Raw genomic sequence first — 18029 nt, 5'->3', positions numbered from 1 at the left:
TCAGCGCGCCGGGCGCACGCCGGAGGTCTGAGCCTCCAGCATCAGCCGGTCGGTAGCCATCGGATCGTGACCAAGGATTTCGCCCTTGAAGATCCAGACCTTGATGCCGCACACGCCATAGGCGGTGTGGGCCGTGGCTTCGGCATAGTCGACGTTCGCACGCAGCGTGTGCAGCGGAACGCGGCCTTCGCGATACCATTCGACGCGCGCGATCTCCGCGCCGCCCAGACGGCCGCCGCAGGTGATCTTGATGCCCTCGGCGCCCAGACGCAGGGCCGACTGAACAGCACGCTTCATCGCCCGGCGGAACGCAACGCGGCGTTCCAGCTGGTCGGCGATGCCCTGCGCAACGAGCTTGGAGTCGACTTCCGGCTTGCGAATCTCGACGATGTTCAGGCTGACGTCCGAAGAGGTCAGGCTGCCCAGCTTCTTGCGCAGCTTCTCGATGTCCGCGCCCTTCTTACCGATGATCACACCGGGACGAGCGGCATATACCGACACGCGGCACAGCTTGGCCGGGCGCTCGATCACGACCTTGGAGATCGCGGCTTGCGGCAGGTTCTTCATGATATACTGGCGGATCTTCAGATCCTCCAGCAGCAGACGGCCATAGTCGGCGCCTTCGGCATACCAGCGGCTGTCCCAGGTGCGGTTGATCTGCAGGCGCAGACCGATCGGATTGCTCTTGTGACCCATGTGCTTACGCCTCCGCTTCTTCAGCTGCTTCGCGAACGACGATGCGCACGCGGCTGAAGGGCTTCAGGATCCGGGTCGACTTGCCACGGCCGCGAGCGTGGAAGCGCTTCAGGGTGAAGCTCTTGCCCACCGACGCTTCCGCGACGACCAGCGAGTCGACGTCCAGATTGTGATTGTTTTCCGCATTGGCGATGGCCGAAGCCAACACCTTGCGCACGTCGACCGCCATCGCCTTCTTCGAGAAAGCGAGGATGTTCAGCGCGTCCTCGACCTTACGGCCGCGGATGAGCGTGGCGACCAGGTTCAGCTTCTGGGCCGAACCACGGATCTGCGTGCCAACGGCCAGCGCCTCATTGTCGGCGACGCGACGGGGAGCCTTTTCCTTGCTCATTAGCGCTTGCCCTTCTTGTCGGCAGCGTGGCCGGGGAAGTAGCGGGTCGGGGCGAATTCACCCAGCTTGTGACCTACCATATCCTCGTTCACCGAGACCGGCACATGCTTGCGGCCGTTATAGACGTTGAACGTCAGGCCAACGAACTGCGGCAGGATGGTGGAACGGCGCGACCAGGTCTTGATCGGACCCGAACGGCCACCGGCGTCCTGCGCCACTTCCGCCTTCTTCAGAAGGCTGAGGTCCACGAAAGGACCTTTCCAGACGGAACGAGCCATCTCGCTTACCTCTTCTTCTTCGCGTGGCGGCTACGGATGATGAACTTGTCCGTCGCCTTGTTGTGGCGGGTGCGCGCGCCCTTGGTCGGCTTGCCCCAGGGCGTAACCGGATGACGGCCGCCCGAGGTCCGGCCTTCACCACCGCCATGCGGGTGATCGACCGGGTTCTTCGCCACACCGCGCGTCAGCGGACGGATGCCGTTCCAACGGTTACGGCCTGCCTTGGCGAGGTTGGTGTTGCCATTGTCCGGGTTCGACACGGCGCCGATGGTGCCCATGCAGTCCGAACGGATGTAGCGCTGCTCGCCCGACGACAGGCGGACCATCACCATGCCACGATCGCGGCCGACCAGTTGGGCATAGGTGCCCGCCGAACGGCAGAGCTGACCGCCCTTGCCCGGCTTCATCTCGATGTTGTGGATGATCGTGCCGACCGGCATCTGACCCAGTTCCATCGCGTTGCCCGGCTTCACGTCGGTCTTCTTGCCCGCGATGACCTTGTCACCCGGGGCAAGCCGCTGCGGCGCCAGGATATAGGCCTGGGTGCCATCGGGATAGTTGACCAGCGCGATGAAAGCGGTGCGGTTGGGGTCATATTCCAGACGCTCGACCGTGCCTTCGACGTCCCACAAGCGGCGCTTGAAGTCGATGATTCGATAGCGCTGCTTGTGACCGCCGCCGATACCGCGCGAAGTAACATGGCCCTTGTTGTTACGGCCACCAGTCTTGCGCTTGCCTTCGGTCAGCGCCTTGACGGGCTTGCCCTTGTGCAGGCTGGACTTGTCGACCAGGATCAAGCCACGCTGCGCGGGGCTGGTCGGGTTGTAGCTCTTAAGCGCCATGATCAGCGCACTCCTTCGGTGATGTCGATCGACTGGCCGTCAGCCAGCCGAACGATCGCCTTCTTCACGTCCGAGCGAGTGTAGGGCTTGCCCTTCCACTTCTTCGTCTTGCCCTTGGCGACCAGCGTGTTCACGCTCTTGACGGTCACACCCCAGAGCGCTTCGACGGCCGCCTTAATCTCCGGCTTGGTCGCATCATTGGCGACCTTGAAGACTACGGCGTTGTTTTCGGAGAGAAGGGTCGACTTCTCAGTGATGACCGGGGCGACGACGACGTCATAATGACGGTTATCGACCTTCGCGGCTTCTTTCTTAGCCATTGAAACGCGCCTCCAGCTTTTCGACCGCGGCACGCGTCAGCACCAGCGAATCCGCCCTAAGGATGTCGTAGACATTGGCGCCGACGGCCGGCAGCAAGTCCACGCCGACGATGTTCGCCGAAGCCTTTGCAAAGCTGACGTTCACCGCGTCGCCGTCAATGAACAGCGCCTTGTTGAGGTTCAGCTTGGCAAGGTGCGCGACCAGAGCCTTGGTCTTGCCTTCTGCCACGTCGAGATTGTCGAGAACGATCAACGAGCCGTTCTTGGCCTTCGTCGACAGAGCCATTTTCAGGCCCAGTGCGCGAACCTTCTTGTTGAGGTCGTGGCCGAAGGTGCGGGCACGGGCACCGTGCGCCTTACCACCGCCGATGAACACCGGCGCCTTGCGGTCGCCGTGACGGGCGGTACCACCACCCTTCTGACGGCCGAACTTCTTGCCGGTGCGGGCCACGTCCGAACGCTCACGGGTAGCACGCGTTGGAGCACGACGCTTCTCGAGCTGCCAGAGGACGACGCGGTGCAGGATGTCGGTGCGAGGCTCGATACCGAACACGGCATCGCTCAGTTCCACATCACCAGCAGCCTGCGCGTCGAGGGTCTGTACATTGACCTTCATGATTAGCCCTCCTGGCCTTCGGTCGCTTCGGGAGCAGCCGCTTCTTCAGCGGGCGTCTCGGCCGGAGCGTTGTTGCTGTTGGCAGCCTGCTTCAGGCTGGCCGGATAAGGCGCATCCGCAGGACGCTTCACCTTGACGGCGTCGCTGACGGTCAGCCAGGTGCCCTTGGCGCCCGGAACCGAGCCCTTGACGAACAGCAAGCCACGCTCGACGTCCGTGCGGACGATCTCGAGGTTCTGCTGGGTCCGCTCACGGTCACCCATGTGACCCGCCATCTTCTTGTTCTTGAAGACGCGACCCGGATCCTGGCGGTTACCCGTCGAACCATGGGCACGGTGGCTGATCGACACGCCGTGGGTAGCGCGCATACCGCCGAAGCCCCAGCGCTTCATGGCACCGGCAAAACCCTTACCCTGGGTATGACCGGCAACATCGACCAGCTGGCCGGCGATGAAATGATCGGCCGCGATCTCGGCGCCGACATCGAGGAGCGCGTCCTCGGCGACACGAAATTCGACCAGACGCGCCTTGGGCTCAACTTCCGCCTTGGCGAAGTGGCCGCGCTGCGGCTTGGCGACATTCTTAACCTTCGCAACGCCCGCACCGAGCTGAACCGCGACATAACCGTCACGATCAACTTCCTTGCGAGCCACGACCTGGTTGCCCTCAAGGGCCAGAACCGTAACCGGTACATGCCGTCCGTCCTCCTGGAACAGACGGGTCATCCCGACTTTCTTAGCGATCACGCCTGTGCGCATCACTGATTACTCCCATAGAGGCCCGCCTTAGCAGCGGGCGTATCCAACGAAAAAACCGCTTAGGATTTCTCCCTCGCGGCCAACCCGAAATAACAATCACCCCGTCCGGGTTGGATGCCGACCCCTCCTCGGGACCAGCGACGGGGGACCAGGACCATGAACCTTTCCGGTTCACCGGAGGGCCATGCGGTATCCCTTGTGTCGTTTGAGCTTCCGGCCTCCCGGAATGCCCGATACCCTGCCATCCTTGCGGAAAAGCGGGGACTTGCCAGCTTAAGCCAGCTTGATTTCCACGTTCACGCCGGCAGCCAGGTCCAGCTTCATCAGCGCGTCGACCGTCTGCGGCGTCGGCTGCACAATGTCAAGCATACGCTTGTAGGTGCGGACCTCGAACTGCTCGCGCGACTTCTTGTCGATGTGCGGACCACGGTTGACCGTGAACTTTTCGATGCGCGTCGGAAGGGGAATCGGACCGCGAATAAGGGCGCCGGTGCGGCGGGCGGTTTCGGCGATGTCGCCGGTCGCCTGATCAAGCACACGATGATCGAACGCCTTGAGGCGAATGCGGATGTTGCTGTCCATTGTTCCTGTACCGATGCGAAAGAGCCAAAACTCAGAGCATTTTCAGAAATCAGCTGGAGCAGCCGATGACTTGTGAAAATGCACCAACAAAAAATATCCGCCCCGTTCCTTGCCCTTCTAGCTCAGTCGAGCCGGAGAAAGGCGATCCGGGGCGGTAGAGAATCCGAGCGGCGCGAATCAGGCGATTCGCGCCGCTGCGGTCCTATATTACTTCGAGATCGTGCCGACAACCCCGGCGCCGACGGTGCGGCCGCCTTCACGGATGGCGAAACGGAGACCGGAGTCCATCGCGATCGGAGCGATCAGCTTGACGCCGAGCTTCACATTGTCGCCGGGCATTACCATCTCGGTGCCCTCGGGCAGGATCACTTCGCCGGTCACGTCAGTGGTCCGGAAGTAGAACTGCGGACGATAGTTCGCGAAGAACGGGGTGTGACGGCCACCTTCTTCCTTCGACAGGACGTAGACTTCGGCGTCGAACTCGGTGTGCGGCGTAACCGAACCGGGCTTCGCCAGAACCTGGCCACGCTCAACGTCTTCACGGCCAACGCCACGAACCAGAGCACCGATGTTGTCGCCAGCTTCGCCCTGGTCGAGCAGCTTGCGGAACATTTCGACGCCGGTGACGGTGGTCTTGCGGGTGTCGCGGATGCCGACGATTTCGACTTCTTCGCCAACCTTGACAATGCCGGTTTCAACGCGACCGGTCACCACGGTGCCACGACCCGAGATCGAGAACACGTCTTCGATCGGCATCAGGAACGGCTTGTCAACCGGACGCTCCGGCTGTGGGATGAACGAGTCAACGGCAGCCATCAGCTTCAGAACGGCTTCACGACCGATTTCGTCGTTCGAACCGTCCAGCGCCTTCACGGCCGAGCCGGGGATGACGGGGATGTTGTCGCCGTCGAAGTCGTAGGACGACAGCAGCTCGCGGATTTCCAGCTCGACCAGCTCGAGGATTTCCGGATCGTCGACCAGGTCGACCTTGTTCATGAACACGACCAGCTGCGGAACGCCGACCTGCTTGGCGAGCAGGATGTGCTCGCGGGTCTGCGGCATCGGACCGTCGGTGGCCGAAACGACGAGGATCGCGCCGTCCATCTGGGCCGCACCGGTGATCATGTTCTTGACGTAGTCAGCGTGACCCGGGCAGTCGACGTGCGCGTAGTGGCGGGCTTCGGTCTCATATTCGACGTGGGCCGTCGAAATGGTGATGCCGCGCTCGCGCTCTTCGGGAGCCTTGTCGATGTTCGCGTAGTCAACGAAGGTCGCGCCGCCGGTTTCGGCCAGCACCTTGGTGATCGCCGCGGTCAGCGAGGTCTTGCCATGGTCAACGTGACCGATGGTGCCGATGTTGCAGTGCGGCTTGTTCCGCTCAAACTTAGCCTTAGCCATTTTATCCTACCTTCTAATCAAATCAGCTTTGGTCTGACCGCTCGGCCGCGCCTCGCGAAGGCGCGTCCATAGCAGCAAATTCACAGATTACCAGCCCCTAACCGAGCCGTTTGCACGGCTCGGTTAAGGAAAATCATCAGGCCATCTTCGCCTTGACTTCGTCCGCCACATTCTGCGGCACTTCGTCATAATGGGAGAAGATCATCGAGTAGTTCGCGCGGCCCTGGGTGAAGGAACGCAACGAGTTCACATAGCCGAACATGTTGGCCAGCGGCACCATGGCTTCGACCACCTGGGCATTGCCGCGCGTGTCGGTGCCCTGGATCTGACCACGACGGCTGTTCATGTCGCCGATGACGTCGCCCAGATATTCTTCCGGGGTTACGACTTCGACCTTCATGACCGGTTCGAGCAGCGTGATGCCCGACTTCTGCGCCGCTTCGCGCATCGCGCCACGGGCACAGATTTCGAACGCCAAAGCCGACGAGTCGACATCGTGGTAAGCGCCGTCATAGAGCACGATTTCGAAGTCGATGATCGGGAAGCCGATCAGCGAACCGGTAGCCGCAGTCTCGCGGAAACCCTTTTCGATCGCGGGGATATATTCCTTGGGAATATTGCCGCCCTTGATCTCGTCCTTGAACAGGATACCCGCACCGCGCTCGCCCGGCGTCAGCTTCACCTTGACGCGGCCGAACTGGCCGGTGCCGCCCGACTGCTTCTTGTGGGTGTAGTCGATATCAACCGGCTTCTTGAGGTACTCGCGATAGGCCACCTGCGGCGCGCCGACGTTCGCCTCGACCTTGAATTCGCGCTTCATGCGATCGACGAGGATTTCGAGGTGAAGTTCACCCATGCCCTTAATGATCGTCTGGCCCGATTCGTGATCGGTCGTGACGCGGAAGGATGGATCTTCGGCGGCCAGGCGGTTGAGCGCGACGCCCATCTTTTCCTGGTCGGCCTTGGTCTTGGGTTCCACCGACAGTTCGATAACCGGCTCGGGGAATTCCATCCGCTCCAGAATGATCGGCTGGCGCTCGGCGCACAGCGTGTCACCCGTGGTGGTTTCCTTCATGCCGGCCAGCGCGACAATGTCGCCCGCATAGGCGGTGTCGATATCTTCACGGCTGTTGGCATGCATCAGCAGCATGCGGCCGATCTTTTCCTTCTTGTCCTTGACCGAGTTCAGATAGGTGCCCTTGGTCAGGGTGCCCGAATAGACGCGCAGGAAGGTGAGCGAGCCGACGAACGGGTCGTTCATGATCTTGAACGCCAGGCCCGAGAAAGGCGCGTCGTCAGCGGTTGCACGGCTGTCGGGCTGATCGTTCGCGGGGTTGATGCCCTGCACGTCCTCAATGTCGAGCGGCGAAGGCAGATAGTCGACGACCGCGTCGAGCAACGGCTGAACGCCCTTGTTCTTGAACGCCGAGCCGCAGAGCACCGGGGTGAACGCCTGGCCCAGCGTACCCTTGCGGATCAGCGCCTTCAGGGTCGCAACGTCGGGCAGGTTGCCTTCCAGATAAGCTTCCATCGCGGCATCGTCCTGCTCGACGGCAAGCTCGATCAGCTTTTCGCGATATTCGGCGGCCTTATCGGCGAGGTCAGCAGGAATCTCTTCATAGGAAAATTCTGCGCCCAGATTTTCATCCTTCCAGATGATCGCGCGATTCTCGACCAGGTCGACCAGCCCCCTGAACTCCGATTCCGCGCCGATGGGCAGATAGAGTACAGCCGGGGTCGCGCCCAGGCGATCAATGATCGTCTGTACGCAATAATAGAAGTTGGCGCCGGTACGGTCGAGCTTGTTGATGAAGCACATGCGCGGCACGCGATACTTGTCGGCCTGGCGCCACACGGTTTCCGACTGCGGCTCAACGCCAGCAACGCCGTCGAATGCAGCGACCGCACCGTCGAGCACGCGCAGCGAACGTTCAACTTCAATGGTGAAGTCGACGTGACCGGGGGTGTCGATGATGTTCAGGCGATGCTCAGGACCCTTGCCCTCTTCGGCTTTCCACACACAAGTAGTGGCCGCAGACGTGATGGTGATACCACGCTCCTGCTCCTGCTCCATCCAGTCCATGGTGGCGGCGCCGTCATGGACTTCGCCGATCTTGTAGGACTTGCCGGTGTAATAAAGGATACGCTCGGTCGTGGTGGTCTTGCCGGCGTCAATATGCGCCATGATACCGAAATTGCGATAGCGTTCGAGCGGATGGCTGCGGGCCATGATGCTTCTCCGTTGCCGGCAGACCGGCGGTGAGTGAGTGAGTCTTGCGGCTGGCCCCTAAACCAATCCGTTCGCCATGGGTAGCCCCACGGCGAACGGACCGATATTCAAAACCAGAATGACAAAGCGGGCACCTGAGCGCCCGCCTTGAATTACCAGCGGTAGTGCGAGAAGGCGCGGTTCGCTTCCGCCATGCGGTGCGTGTCTTCGCGCTTCTTGACGGCATTGCCGCGGTTGTTGGCAGCGTCCAGCAGCTCACCCGACAGACGGGCGGCCATGGTGGTTTCGCTGCGGTTGCGCGAAGCCGTGATCAGCCAGCGGATCGCCAGCGCCTGGGCGCGCTCGGGGCGCACTTCGACGGGAACCTGATAGGTCGCACCGCCGACGCGGCGGCTGCGGACTTCGATGCCGGGCTTCACATTGTTCAGCGCATCATGGAACATGCCGATCGGGTCCTTCTTGGACTTCGCTTCGACAGTTTCGAGCGCACCGTAAACGATGGACTCGGCGACGGCCTTCTTGCCGTCCTGCATGATGCTGTTCATGAACTTCGACAGCACGATATCACCGAACTTGGGATCGGGCAGGATAACGCGCTTTTCGGGGCGACGACGACGTGACATATTCTAGTCTCCCTTACTTCGGACGCTTCGCGCCGTACTTCGAACGGCTCTGCTTACGGTCCTTGACGCCCTGGGTATCCAGAACGCCGCGCAGCACATGGTAACGCACGCCGGGAAGGTCGCGTACGCGGCCGCCGCGGATCAGCACAACGCTGTGCTCCTGAAGGTTGTGGCCTTCACCCGGGATGTAGGTGATGACTTCGCGCTGGTTGACCAGACGCACCTTCGCCACCTTACGGAGAGCCGAGTTCGGCTTCTTCGGGGTCGTCGTGTAAACACGGGTGCAAACGCCGCGCTTTTGCGGGTTCGCTTCCATTGCAGGGACCTTCGACTTGGTCTTCTGCAGTTCGCGGCCCTTGCGGACCAGCTGGTTGATTGTTGGCATGAAGCCCTTCACCTTTTCAGTTACTTTACCGCAAGCATTCCCGCGTTCTTCACGGCCTGAAAAGGATGACCTTTCAAACAGCAAAAGCCCCGACGGGCAACAACCCATCTGGAGCCGCAAGAGCACCGGCAATGTTCAGCTCTATGTCGCCTGGCATGTCACCGACCAGAAAGACCGAATCTTTCCAGGTGGATCGCCGCTGGGCAGGCGCGCCTATAGCGAGGCACGGTAAGCCGGTCAAGAACGGCGGCGCGCCACCTTGTTTCGGTTTCGTTCCAAGATGGTGAACTACTCATTAGCAGATTGATAACTTACGCTATTCTATTGATTTCCAGTGGCGCCACCGGGAGCGCCGACGTGGATTGGCCGTGACCCATCTTTCTCTCTTTTCGGGTGAGTTTCTCAGCCGAACACAGGAAGCCGCCTTTCAAGCGGAGCGCCTCACCGAGTCGCGTCGGCACGCGCGTATACTCTTCATCTGCTCGGCCCTCCTGAATGCGCTTTTCCTGCTGAGTGATTGGCGATTTCTCGGCACGCCCCATTTCTGGATCGCAGTACCGGCGCGCGTCATTGTGGTGCTATGGTCACTTGGATGCCTGTATTTCAGCCGGAAGTTGGACTCCTTCCAAAAGGTCGAACGAGTCTGCCTCGCCTGGCAGATTGTGACCGCGATCGGCGTGGCGTTTCTGGTAAGCTCCCACACCGATATTGCTCTGTTCGTCCTCGTCATGCTGCCGCTGATCTTTTATCTGGTCGTGCCCACCAGCTTCCGAGGCAATTTCGGCGGCGGGCTGGGATGTGGAGTCGCGCTGCTCATCGGCTATCTGGCGCCTGCGCCCTTGTCCCCCACTACCCCCGGTATGATCATGGCCGTGCTGATCCTTCATTGCGGCATGTGGATCACGATCATGCGAACCAACCGCCTCCAGCGTCTGGAGTGGATGGCGAGCCAGGCGGCCGGTGCGGCGCGAGCCGCGTTGGCGCGCAACAGCGAAACGCTGGAGCGCATGTTCATGAGCGTACCCATCCCACTGCTGGTCACGCGTCAGGACGGCACGGTAATCCGCCTCAACTATGCTGCTGCTCAAGCCTTCGGATCAGACGGCGACATTGCGCGCGTTCACCTGCTTGGCGAGGGCTCCGCCGCGCAAGCGAGCCTGCGGGACCAGATCGCAAGCGGCGATGCGCTCAACAATCAGGAATGCCGGATCGTCGGAAAAGATGCGGTGGTCCACGATGTGTTGCTCGCGACGCGCCCGATTCAGATAGACGACGAAAACTGCATCCTTTCCAGTATCGTCGATATCACAGACCGCAAGGATGCCGAGCGGCATCTGGCCCATCTTGCCATGACCGACGCGCTGACAGGCTTGGCAAATCGCTCGCATTTCATGGCGACGCTGGCGCAGGCGGCAAGTGCGACGGGCCATGCGGGCGGACAGATGGCCGTTGTGCTGATCGACGTCGATGAGTTCAAACGGATAAACGACAGTGCCGGGCACGCAGTCGGCGACGCTCTGCTTTGCGCTGTCGCCGAACGGCTGCGGCGAGCGGTGCGGCCGGGAGATCTGGTTGCGCGCATGGGAGGCGATGAATTTGCCGTGCTGTTGACGCGCCTGCGCAACGGACCTGATCTGGAAGCGATCCTGGCGCGCATGATGGCTCAACTTCATCAGCCACTCGCCTATGGCCATCGTGACGTCGATTGCCGTGTCAGCATGGGCGTTGCACTTTTTCCAGAACATGCTGGGGACATTGCCGACCTTATAAAATTCGCGGACATCGCCTTGTATGAAGCGAAAAATGGCGGACGAGGTCGCGCGTGCCTGTTCGAGCCCTCGTTGCTCGAACGATGGCAGCAGGAAGCCCGAATGCTGGATCACGCACGCCACGCCTTGGTCCATGCCCCGCCCGTCCCCTGGTATCAGCCCAAGATCGATCTATCGACGGGCGCCATCATCGGCTTCGAGGCACTGCTGAGATGCGTTCGTCCTGACGGCTCAGTCATCATGCCGGCCGAGATTGCCGCTGCGTTCGAACATTCCGAGCTAGGCCGGACAATCAACGAGCGGATGCTGGATCAGATTCTTGCCGACTGTCGACGCTGGCAGGATCAGGGACTGGATTTCGGTCATGTCGCCATCAATGTGCCAGGGGTTGAGCTTCACGACGGCAGCTTCCCTGATCGATTGCTCTCCCGACTCGCCACTACGGGTATATCCACCGCAAGGATCGAATTGGAGGTGACGGAGTCGGTTTTTCTTGGCCGGAATGCGGAGGTCGTGGAACGCAGTCTTCATCAATTGAGTACAGCGGGCCTGTCCATCGCGCTGGATGATTTTGGCACCGGCTATGCGTCGCTCTCGCATCTGAAGCAGTTTCCAATCGATATCATCAAGATAGATCAGCGTTTCGTCCGGGACCTGGAAACCGATCCGGATGACGCCGCCATTGTGCGAACATTGCTGAACCTTGCCTACAGCCTTGGCATTCGAACGGTCGCCGAGGGCGTCGAGAATGTTCATCAGGTTGATTATCTGCGTGCTGGTGGGTGCCATTATGCACAGGGCTTTCATTTCGGGGCAGCCGTCCCGGCTAGCGAAGTTCCCGCTCTGCTGGGGTTGCATGTCACAGCCCGCCCCACCGAGGCATAATTTTTGCTTTTCGTCAGGAACCGGAACCGCCGAAACACGTTTCGCCCCGATCTGATTTCGACTCGTCACGAGTCCGCGTTGGCAGATTCGCGCGCTGCTCTTCCCCTTGCTAACGGGCCGATTCTCTAAGAATTGAGCACGGGGTCGTCATTGTTGCAGCGGTGTAAATTAGGCATTTTCAGCCTATGGGTGAGGATCGCCGCTTTGTGTCCGGAGCGGCAGTTCCTCTTCCAGTCTGGCGGCGGAAAGCTGCAACGTGTCCGCATCTCGAGCCGCACCCAGGTTTCGACGCTTCTGCTATCCGCAGCGCTCCTGATCGGCGCGGCCACGCTGGCTCTGTCGTTTTCCTGGAACCGGTCTGAGATGGAGAGGGAAAGCGCCGCGATCAATGCGAAAACCAGGGCGATAGCTGAGTACAGGAAATCCATTGAACAACGTGCGCGTGACTTGGAAGCGCGGCAAGACTTCATGGACGATCTTTATCACGCTCATTTTGGCGAGGATGCTTCCCAAACTAACGGGGCACTGAAAGACCTGTCTGAATCAGCTCCCACGCAAGGCGGGGCCGATTCATTAAAGGTTCGCATCAGTGCCGCGCAAGACATTCATCCTCTGGGAGCGATTGACGCGAGACAGCGCCGGTTCGCCGCGCTTCTTACTCATGTGGTCAAGCGCCGGGCGGACGAAACGGCGCATGCAATTCGCAGCCTGGGTCTTAATCCCGACCTATTGGCGCGTGCCGCTCCCCGTGCGCAAGGCGGTCCCTTCGTGCCCTGGCCTGATGGGCAGAGGCCCATGCCCCGGGAATTTGAGCGTCTTTCTGATGCTCTTGCCCGGATGGAATCGTTGGAGACCAGTCTGAAGACCATTCCGTCTGGCCTACCGACGATGGCCCCGATGCAATCCAGCTCCTATGGCTATCGCCGCGATCCGTTTAATGGCCATGCCGCATTCCATGCGGGTATCGACTTTCCCGGCCGTCACGGCGAGCCCATATTGGCCGCCGCGACAGGCAGGGTCACCTTCGTTGGTCAGCGGAGCGGCTATGGCAATGTGGTGGAGATCACCCATGGTAACAGCTTGATGACGCGATATGCCCATCTGTCCGGTTTCAATGCCCGTGTTGGGCAACAGGTCATCCGGGGACATCAGATCGCACGCATGGGTTCAACCGGCCGTTCAACGGGTGACCACCTTCATTTTGAAGTGCGCTTGAAGGGAGAACCCGTCAATCCGCGACCTTTCCTGGAAGCCGCTCGAAACGTCCAGCAAGTCGCCGCTGCCCGGAACGCTGATATCCGAAGCCGCGGCTGAAGCTTTGCGACTTCTAAGATTGATGGGTCGGCAGCTTCCCCCCACAAGCGTCAGACTAGCCGAGACTTTTCGGGTCAGTTGACTGGCGCCCGCCGCCTGTAGCTGAGCGCTTCGGCTACATGTACGCGGCCGACCTGTTCCGCGCCCGCAAGGTCGGCGATTGTTCGGGCCACGCGCAATACCCGGGTATAGCCCCGGGCAGAGAGCTTCATCGCCGCCGCCGCCTGCGCCAGCAGTTCCCGCCCAGCAGCATCAGGACCGGCAACTTCCTCAAGCCGCTCTCCATCGACTTCCGCATTGGTTCGCACGCGGGTCCCGGCATAGCGCTGCGTCTGGCGATCGCGCGCGGCCGCCACCCTGCCTGCTACTTCCACCGAACCTTCAGTTGGAGGAGGCAGAACGAGATCTGCCGCCGTCACGGCCTGAACCTCGACATGCAGATCGATACGGTCAAGCAGTGGCCCCGAAACCTTGGCCTGATAGTCCGCGGCACAGCGCGGCGCCCGTGAGCAGGCAAGGGCTGGATCAGCAAGATGGCCGCAGCGGCAAGGGTTCATCGCTGCAACAAGCTGAACCCGCGCCGGGAAGGTGACATGGGCATTGGCGCGAGCAACCGTAACCTCGCCTGTTTCCAAGGGTTGACGCAGCGAGTCGAGTACAGTGCGCTGGAACTCGGGCAGCTCGTCGAGGAAGAGGACGCCGAGGTGCGCCATGCTCACCTCACCCGGTCGCGCCTTGTGCCCGCCGCCGACTAGCGCCGCCATCGATGCGCTATGGTGTGGAGTGCGAAACGGCCGTGCCCGGCTGATGCGACCGCCTTCCAGTGACCCTGCGACGCTTGCTACCATGGACGTTTCCAGCGCTTCGGCCGGGGTGAGTTGCGGCAGGATACCGGGCAGGCAGCTTGCCATAAGCGATTTGCCTGCGCCCGGTGGTCCCACCATCAACAAATTATGGCCTCCGGCTGCGGCGATCTCCAGCGCACGCTTTGCCGTTTCCTGCCCCTTCACTTGGCGCAGATCTGCCGTACGATGCGGAACCTCCACGACGCCCGGCTGTGGCGGGGAAAGCGCGGCGTTACCTTTGAAGTGGTTGAGTAAACTCAGCAGATCGGGGGCGGCGATGACCTCCACCTGACCAGCCCAGGCCGCTTCCGGCCCCTGAGCGACCGGGCAGATCAGGCCCAACTCCTTTTCGCCAGCATGCAATGCGGCGAGCAGCACGCCGGGGGTGGAAGCGATGCGGCCATCAAGCCCCAATTCTCCCACGACGACATAGCTCGATAGAGTCTCGACATCGATCACCCCCATCGCGCCGAGCAGCGCAAGTGCAATGGGGAGATCGAAATGCGATCCTTCCTTGGGGAGGTCCGCAGGTGAAAGATTTACCGTGATCCGCTTGGGCGGAAGAGACAGGCCGATCGCGGCGATGGCGTTGCGCACCCGCTCGCGGCTTTCCGCCACGGCCTTATCAGGCAAGCCTACAAGGATAAAGTTAGGGAGGCCCGGAACGAGCTGACACTGCACCTCCACGCTGCGCGCGTCCAGCCCGAGATAGGCGACCGTCGATACCGTCGAAACCAATGTGCCCCCATTTTTCTGAAAAACGCCGCGCGTGGCTGCGTCAGCCCTGTTCGTCGGGCCGTCCCTTAAAACCCTGCGCCACGACATACCATTCCACGCTGCCTTTGCGGCTGGCGGGCGGCTTCGCGTGCTTGATCGTCGTAAAATGCTTTTTCAACACCGCAAGCAGATCAGCATCAGTCCCGCCCGCGAACACCTTGGCCACGAACGTTCCGCCTTTGCGCAGATTTTCTACTGCAAACCAGGCCGCTGCCTCGACCAAGGCCATGGTACGCAGGTGATCGGTCTGCGGATGGCCAACCGTGTTCGCGGCCATGTCGGAAATCACAAGATCAGGCGCGTCGCCAAGAGTCTCAGCGAGAACTGCGGGCGCCTTGTCATCCATGAAGTCCATTTGGAACAGTGTGACGCCGGGGATGGGGTCCGTCGGCAGCAAATCCATGCCCACCACCTTCGCCTTGGGCGAGAGCTTGCGCACCACCTGCGCCCAGCCACCGGGCGCGACGCCCAGATCGACGACGGCGCGTGAACCCTTCACGAAATGGAACTTCTCATCCAGTTCGATCAGCTTGAACGCGGCCCGGCTTCTCCAGCCCTCCGCCTTTGCCTTTCGAACATAGGGGTCGTTCAGCTGACGCTCCAGCCAGCGGGTCGATTGCGCCGTCCGCCCTTTTGCCGATTTGACCCGAACTTTGCCGGCGCCCGCGCCTCTCACATCATTGCTCCATCGCGATCCATAAGGCCGCGCAATATACCCTCGCGAATGCCGCGATCAGCCACGCCCAACCGCTCGGCGGGCCAGATGTCCAGGATGGATTCCAAGATGGCGCATCCGGCCACTACCAGATCGGCTCGCTCAGAACCAATACATGGTAATTTCTGCCGTTCGGCCAACGACATGGTGGATAGCCTGCCGGAAATCGACCGCATCGATGTCGAGGGCACAATCAGCCCATCAATCGCTTGCCGATCGTAGCGCGGCAGATTGAGATGCACGCTGGCGAGCGTCGTCACCGTGCCCGAAGTGCCTAGCAAACGTATCGACGAAGTTTGTCGCGGCAAGCGGCGGGCGAGTGGCGCAAAAGCATCCGCTACCCGCGACCGCATTCGGCCGTAGGCAGCCAGACGCTCATTCTGATCGGCATGGTCGAACAACTCGCTTTCGGTAAGCGACACCACACCCCATGGCGCGCTGACCCAATCGACGATGTGCGGCGCACCTGCCCGATTTGCATCGACCAGCACCAGTTCGGTCGATCCGCCGCCTATGTCGAAGATCAATGCAGGGCCATCGCCTGGCTCCAGTAGTGCGTGACAGCCCATGACGGCAAGCCGCGCCTCTTCTTGCGCACTGATGATGTCGAGGGCGATGCCGGTTTCCCGATAGACGCGCTGGATGAATTCCGCGCCATTAACAGCACGGCGGCATGCTTCGGTCGCGACAGACCGTGCCAATGTCACATGCCTTCGCCGCAGCTTGTCAGCGCATACGGAAAGCGCGGCAATCGCTCGGTCGATCGCGGCATCACTGATCCGCCCTGTCGCAGCCAGCCCTTCGCCCAATCGCACGATACGGGAAAAGGCATCGACGACGATGAAGCCGTCAGCCGATGGCTTGGCAATCAGCAATCGGCAATTGTTGGTGCCCAGATCTATCGCAGCATAAGACCGCCTACCACGCGGCGGATGAGGCAATGAGCCCCGCTGCTTCGACGGGGGAGGTATGGCCGCAGCCGTGCTCCCATTACCCTGGCCGGAGCGGGCAGCTTTGCCCGAAACACCCCCGGCGGGACCGGAACTCTGCGGCGATGGGCGGCTTTGCTGCACCATGGCCGGATCACTTCTCTTCTTCGCCGACACCGACAGGTGGCGGAACTTGATGCCAAACTATGCGGATGCCGCGCAAAGCGCAAGACGGCGCTAGAAAAGCCAATGACATAGTGCGCTGGCGAGCGCCGCACCTGTCAAAGCGGGAGCAAGGCCGCCACGATCCAGCGCTCTTCGGCCCGCAACACGCCCCAGGCGCGGGCTGCGGCACGGCTGTCCATCACTTCCACGCCGATGCCCATATTTTCGAGTTCGCGAACGAAAACCCGAGGCGGTTGGCGCAAGCCTGCCCCGGTGCCAAGCAAGAGAAATTCGGGCAAGGGATCGATCGTCAGCAGATCGTCCAGGGAGGCAAGCGTTAGCTTCTCAGGAGAAGGCGCGTCGCTCCACTTCGATGCGCGGGTCGGGCTGAGCAGCAACCCTTCGGGGAACACGTCATCCCTTACGCGAAAGCCTCTTCCCGAAAAACCGGTTACGATCGGCCCCTGCCCCGTCTCATCACGACGGACCTCGATACCAGTGCGCCTGTCGGTCAGGGGCGCGCCCCGTCATCACGCGGACCCATGCGCTCTGCCTGCGCGGCGATGTTCGACTTGCCAGCCTTTCGTTCCGTCAGCTGCGGCGACAGTCCCAGCGTGATCAGGAGCGAGGACGAAACATATACCGACGAATAGGTACCGACGACGATGCCCAGCATCATGGCGGCAGTGAAGCCACGCAACACATGGCCGCCGAACAGCAACAGCGCGCCCAGGGCGAGCATGATCGTAACCGATGTCATCACGGTTCGCGGCAGCGTTTCGTTGACGGAAAGGTCGATGAGCGCCTTCATATCCATCTTGCGATATTTCCGCATATTTTCGCGGATACGGTCGTCGATCACCATCTTGTCATTGATCGAGTAGCCGACGATCGTCAGAACCGCAGCGACGATGTTCAGGTCAAACTCCAGCTGGGTAATCGCAAAGAAACCAAGCGTCATCAACACGTCGTGCATGATCGCGACAAAGGTGGAAACGCCGAACTGCCATTCATAGCGGAACCAGGAAAAGATGGCGATACCGATCACCGCCAGCATCACCGCCAGCACGCCATTCTGGATCAATTCGCCCGACACCTTGCCCGACACAGTGTCGTAGCGGGAGAAGGTAACGCCGGGAAATTCAGCGGTCAGCGCCTTGCGCGCCTTTTCCACGATCGCATTGGCTGCGCCTGCCCCACCCTCTTCAGGTAGCGGCAGACGGATCTGTACGGTCTTGGGATCGCCGAACTGTTGCAGCGATCCATCGCCTACTCCGAGCCGGTCGATCGTCATGCGAACCTGATCGAGCTGCGCTGGTTGCTGGAACCGGGCCTCTATCATCAGGCCGCCGACGAAATCGACGCCAAGGTTGAGGCCACGCTGGATCGTCGCGCCCACGGCGAGCACGGTCAGCAGCGCGGTAAGAGCGAACGCCCAATGGCGCAGCTTCACGAAGCCAATGTTGGTATTGTCGGGGACGAGCTTAAGAAGTTTCATGGGTTTTCTCCCG

Annotated in this window: 20 protein-coding genes; 3 read left to right on the top strand and 17 right to left on the bottom strand. The window is 61.1% G+C overall.

From position 1 onward, the window contains the following. The 12 genes from rpsC to rpsL form a co-directional block, all read right to left on the bottom strand. Complete coding sequence (gene rpsC / locus IZV00_RS13425; protein ID WP_196225090.1) at positions 1–696, bottom strand: 30S ribosomal protein S3; 696 nt, start codon at positions 694–696, stop codon at positions 1–3. A 4-nt stretch (positions 697–700) separates the two neighbouring features. Then, positions 701–1087 carry a 50S ribosomal protein L22 gene (gene rplV, locus IZV00_RS13420; protein ID WP_196225089.1) on the bottom strand — a complete coding sequence of 129 codons (387 nt, stop codon included), beginning with the start codon at positions 1085–1087 and terminating at the stop codon, positions 701–703. Next, positions 1087–1365 (bottom strand): 30S ribosomal protein S19, encoded by a 279-nt coding sequence (rpsS, locus tag IZV00_RS13415; protein WP_007686576.1) that lies wholly within the window; start codon positions 1363–1365, stop codon positions 1087–1089. The genes rplV and rpsS overlap by 1 nt, the downstream gene beginning before the upstream one ends. A gap of 5 nt (positions 1366–1370) precedes the next feature. Then, on the bottom strand, positions 1371–2207 hold the full coding sequence (gene rplB / locus IZV00_RS13410; RefSeq protein WP_196225088.1) for a 50S ribosomal protein L2: 837 nt from the start codon (positions 2205–2207) through the stop codon (positions 1371–1373). Positions 2208–2209: 2 nt separating this feature from the next. Continuing rightward, a complete protein-coding gene (locus IZV00_RS13405; protein WP_021239762.1) occupies positions 2210–2527 on the bottom strand; it encodes a 50S ribosomal protein L23 in 318 nt (105 codons plus the stop codon). Beyond that, a complete protein-coding gene (gene rplD / locus IZV00_RS13400) occupies positions 2520–3143 on the bottom strand; it encodes a 50S ribosomal protein L4 (RefSeq protein ID WP_196225087.1) in 624 nt (207 codons plus the stop codon). The genes IZV00_RS13405 and rplD overlap by 8 nt, the downstream gene beginning before the upstream one ends. Positions 3144–3145: 2 nt before the next feature. Beyond that, the gene (rplC, locus tag IZV00_RS13395) at positions 3146–3901 is read right to left on the bottom strand and encodes a 50S ribosomal protein L3 (RefSeq protein WP_196226665.1); all 756 of its coding nucleotides are present in this window, start codon (positions 3899–3901) and stop codon (positions 3146–3148) included. A gap of 273 nt (positions 3902–4174) precedes the next feature. Continuing rightward, positions 4175–4483 carry a 30S ribosomal protein S10 gene (rpsJ, locus tag IZV00_RS13390; RefSeq protein ID WP_004208724.1) on the bottom strand — a complete coding sequence of 103 codons (309 nt, stop codon included), beginning with the start codon at positions 4481–4483 and terminating at the stop codon, positions 4175–4177. A 207-nt stretch (positions 4484–4690) separates the two neighbouring features. After that, positions 4691–5881 carry an elongation factor Tu gene (tuf, locus tag IZV00_RS13385; protein ID WP_097090702.1) on the bottom strand — a complete coding sequence of 397 codons (1191 nt, stop codon included), beginning with the start codon at positions 5879–5881 and terminating at the stop codon, positions 4691–4693. A gap of 136 nt (positions 5882–6017) precedes the next feature. Beyond that, positions 6018–8111: an elongation factor G gene (gene fusA / locus IZV00_RS13380; protein ID WP_196225086.1), complete on the bottom strand. Its 2094-nt coding sequence runs from the start codon at positions 8109–8111 to the stop codon at positions 6018–6020. Between the two features lie 152 nt (positions 8112–8263). Beyond that, complete coding sequence (rpsG, locus tag IZV00_RS13375) at positions 8264–8734, bottom strand: 30S ribosomal protein S7 (RefSeq protein ID WP_013847768.1); 471 nt, start codon at positions 8732–8734, stop codon at positions 8264–8266. Positions 8735–8747: 13 nt separating this feature from the next. Continuing rightward, positions 8748–9119 carry a 30S ribosomal protein S12 gene (gene rpsL / locus IZV00_RS13370; protein ID WP_007686591.1) on the bottom strand — a complete coding sequence of 124 codons (372 nt, stop codon included), beginning with the start codon at positions 9117–9119 and terminating at the stop codon, positions 8748–8750. On the opposite strand from rpsL, the gene IZV00_RS13365 reads away from it, so the two are divergent. From IZV00_RS13365 to IZV00_RS13355, 3 genes are all read left to right on the top strand, one after another. Then, positions 9118–9351, top strand: coding sequence for a hypothetical protein (locus IZV00_RS13365; protein ID WP_196225085.1), 234 nt, complete (start codon positions 9118–9120; stop codon positions 9349–9351). The genes rpsL and IZV00_RS13365 overlap by 2 nt on opposite strands. 136 nt (positions 9352–9487) lie before the next feature. Further along, positions 9488–11773: a putative bifunctional diguanylate cyclase/phosphodiesterase gene (locus IZV00_RS13360; RefSeq protein WP_196225084.1), complete on the top strand. Its 2286-nt coding sequence runs from the start codon at positions 9488–9490 to the stop codon at positions 11771–11773. Positions 11774–11923: 150 nt separating this feature from the next. Next, positions 11924–13087, top strand: a complete 1164-nt coding sequence (locus tag IZV00_RS13355; RefSeq protein ID WP_196226664.1) for a M23 family metallopeptidase — start codon at positions 11924–11926, stop codon at positions 13085–13087. Positions 13088–13161: 74 nt separating this feature from the next. Here IZV00_RS13355 and IZV00_RS13350 read toward each other — a convergent pair whose 3' ends face one another. The 5 genes from IZV00_RS13350 to secF form a co-directional block, all read right to left on the bottom strand. After that, a complete protein-coding gene (locus IZV00_RS13350; RefSeq protein ID WP_196225083.1) occupies positions 13162–14670 on the bottom strand; it encodes a YifB family Mg chelatase-like AAA ATPase in 1509 nt (502 codons plus the stop codon). Positions 14671–14710: 40 nt separating this feature from the next. Next, positions 14711–15385 (bottom strand): RlmE family RNA methyltransferase, encoded by a 675-nt coding sequence (locus tag IZV00_RS13345; protein ID WP_196225082.1) that lies wholly within the window; start codon positions 15383–15385, stop codon positions 14711–14713. After that, positions 15382–16500 (bottom strand): Ppx/GppA phosphatase family protein, encoded by a 1119-nt coding sequence (locus IZV00_RS13340; protein WP_196225081.1) that lies wholly within the window; start codon positions 16498–16500, stop codon positions 15382–15384. Before IZV00_RS13340 ends, IZV00_RS13345 begins: the two co-directional genes overlap by 4 nt. 134 nt (positions 16501–16634) lie before the next feature. After that, entirely contained in the window at positions 16635–16976 is a 342-nt protein-coding gene (locus tag IZV00_RS13335) for an MTH938/NDUFAF3 family protein (RefSeq protein ID WP_329604502.1), read from the bottom strand. A gap of 53 nt (positions 16977–17029) precedes the next feature. Continuing rightward, complete coding sequence (gene secF / locus IZV00_RS13330; RefSeq protein ID WP_196225080.1) at positions 17030–18016, bottom strand: protein translocase subunit SecF; 987 nt, start codon at positions 18014–18016, stop codon at positions 17030–17032. Between the last annotated feature and the right edge of the window lie 13 nt (positions 18017–18029).

Origin of the sequence: Sphingobium sp. Cam5-1 (genome assembly GCF_015693305.1) — a bacterium.
Taxonomy (GTDB): Bacteria; Pseudomonadota; Alphaproteobacteria; order Sphingomonadales; family Sphingomonadaceae; genus Sphingobium.
This window is presented reverse-complemented; position numbering and strand designations above follow the sequence as displayed.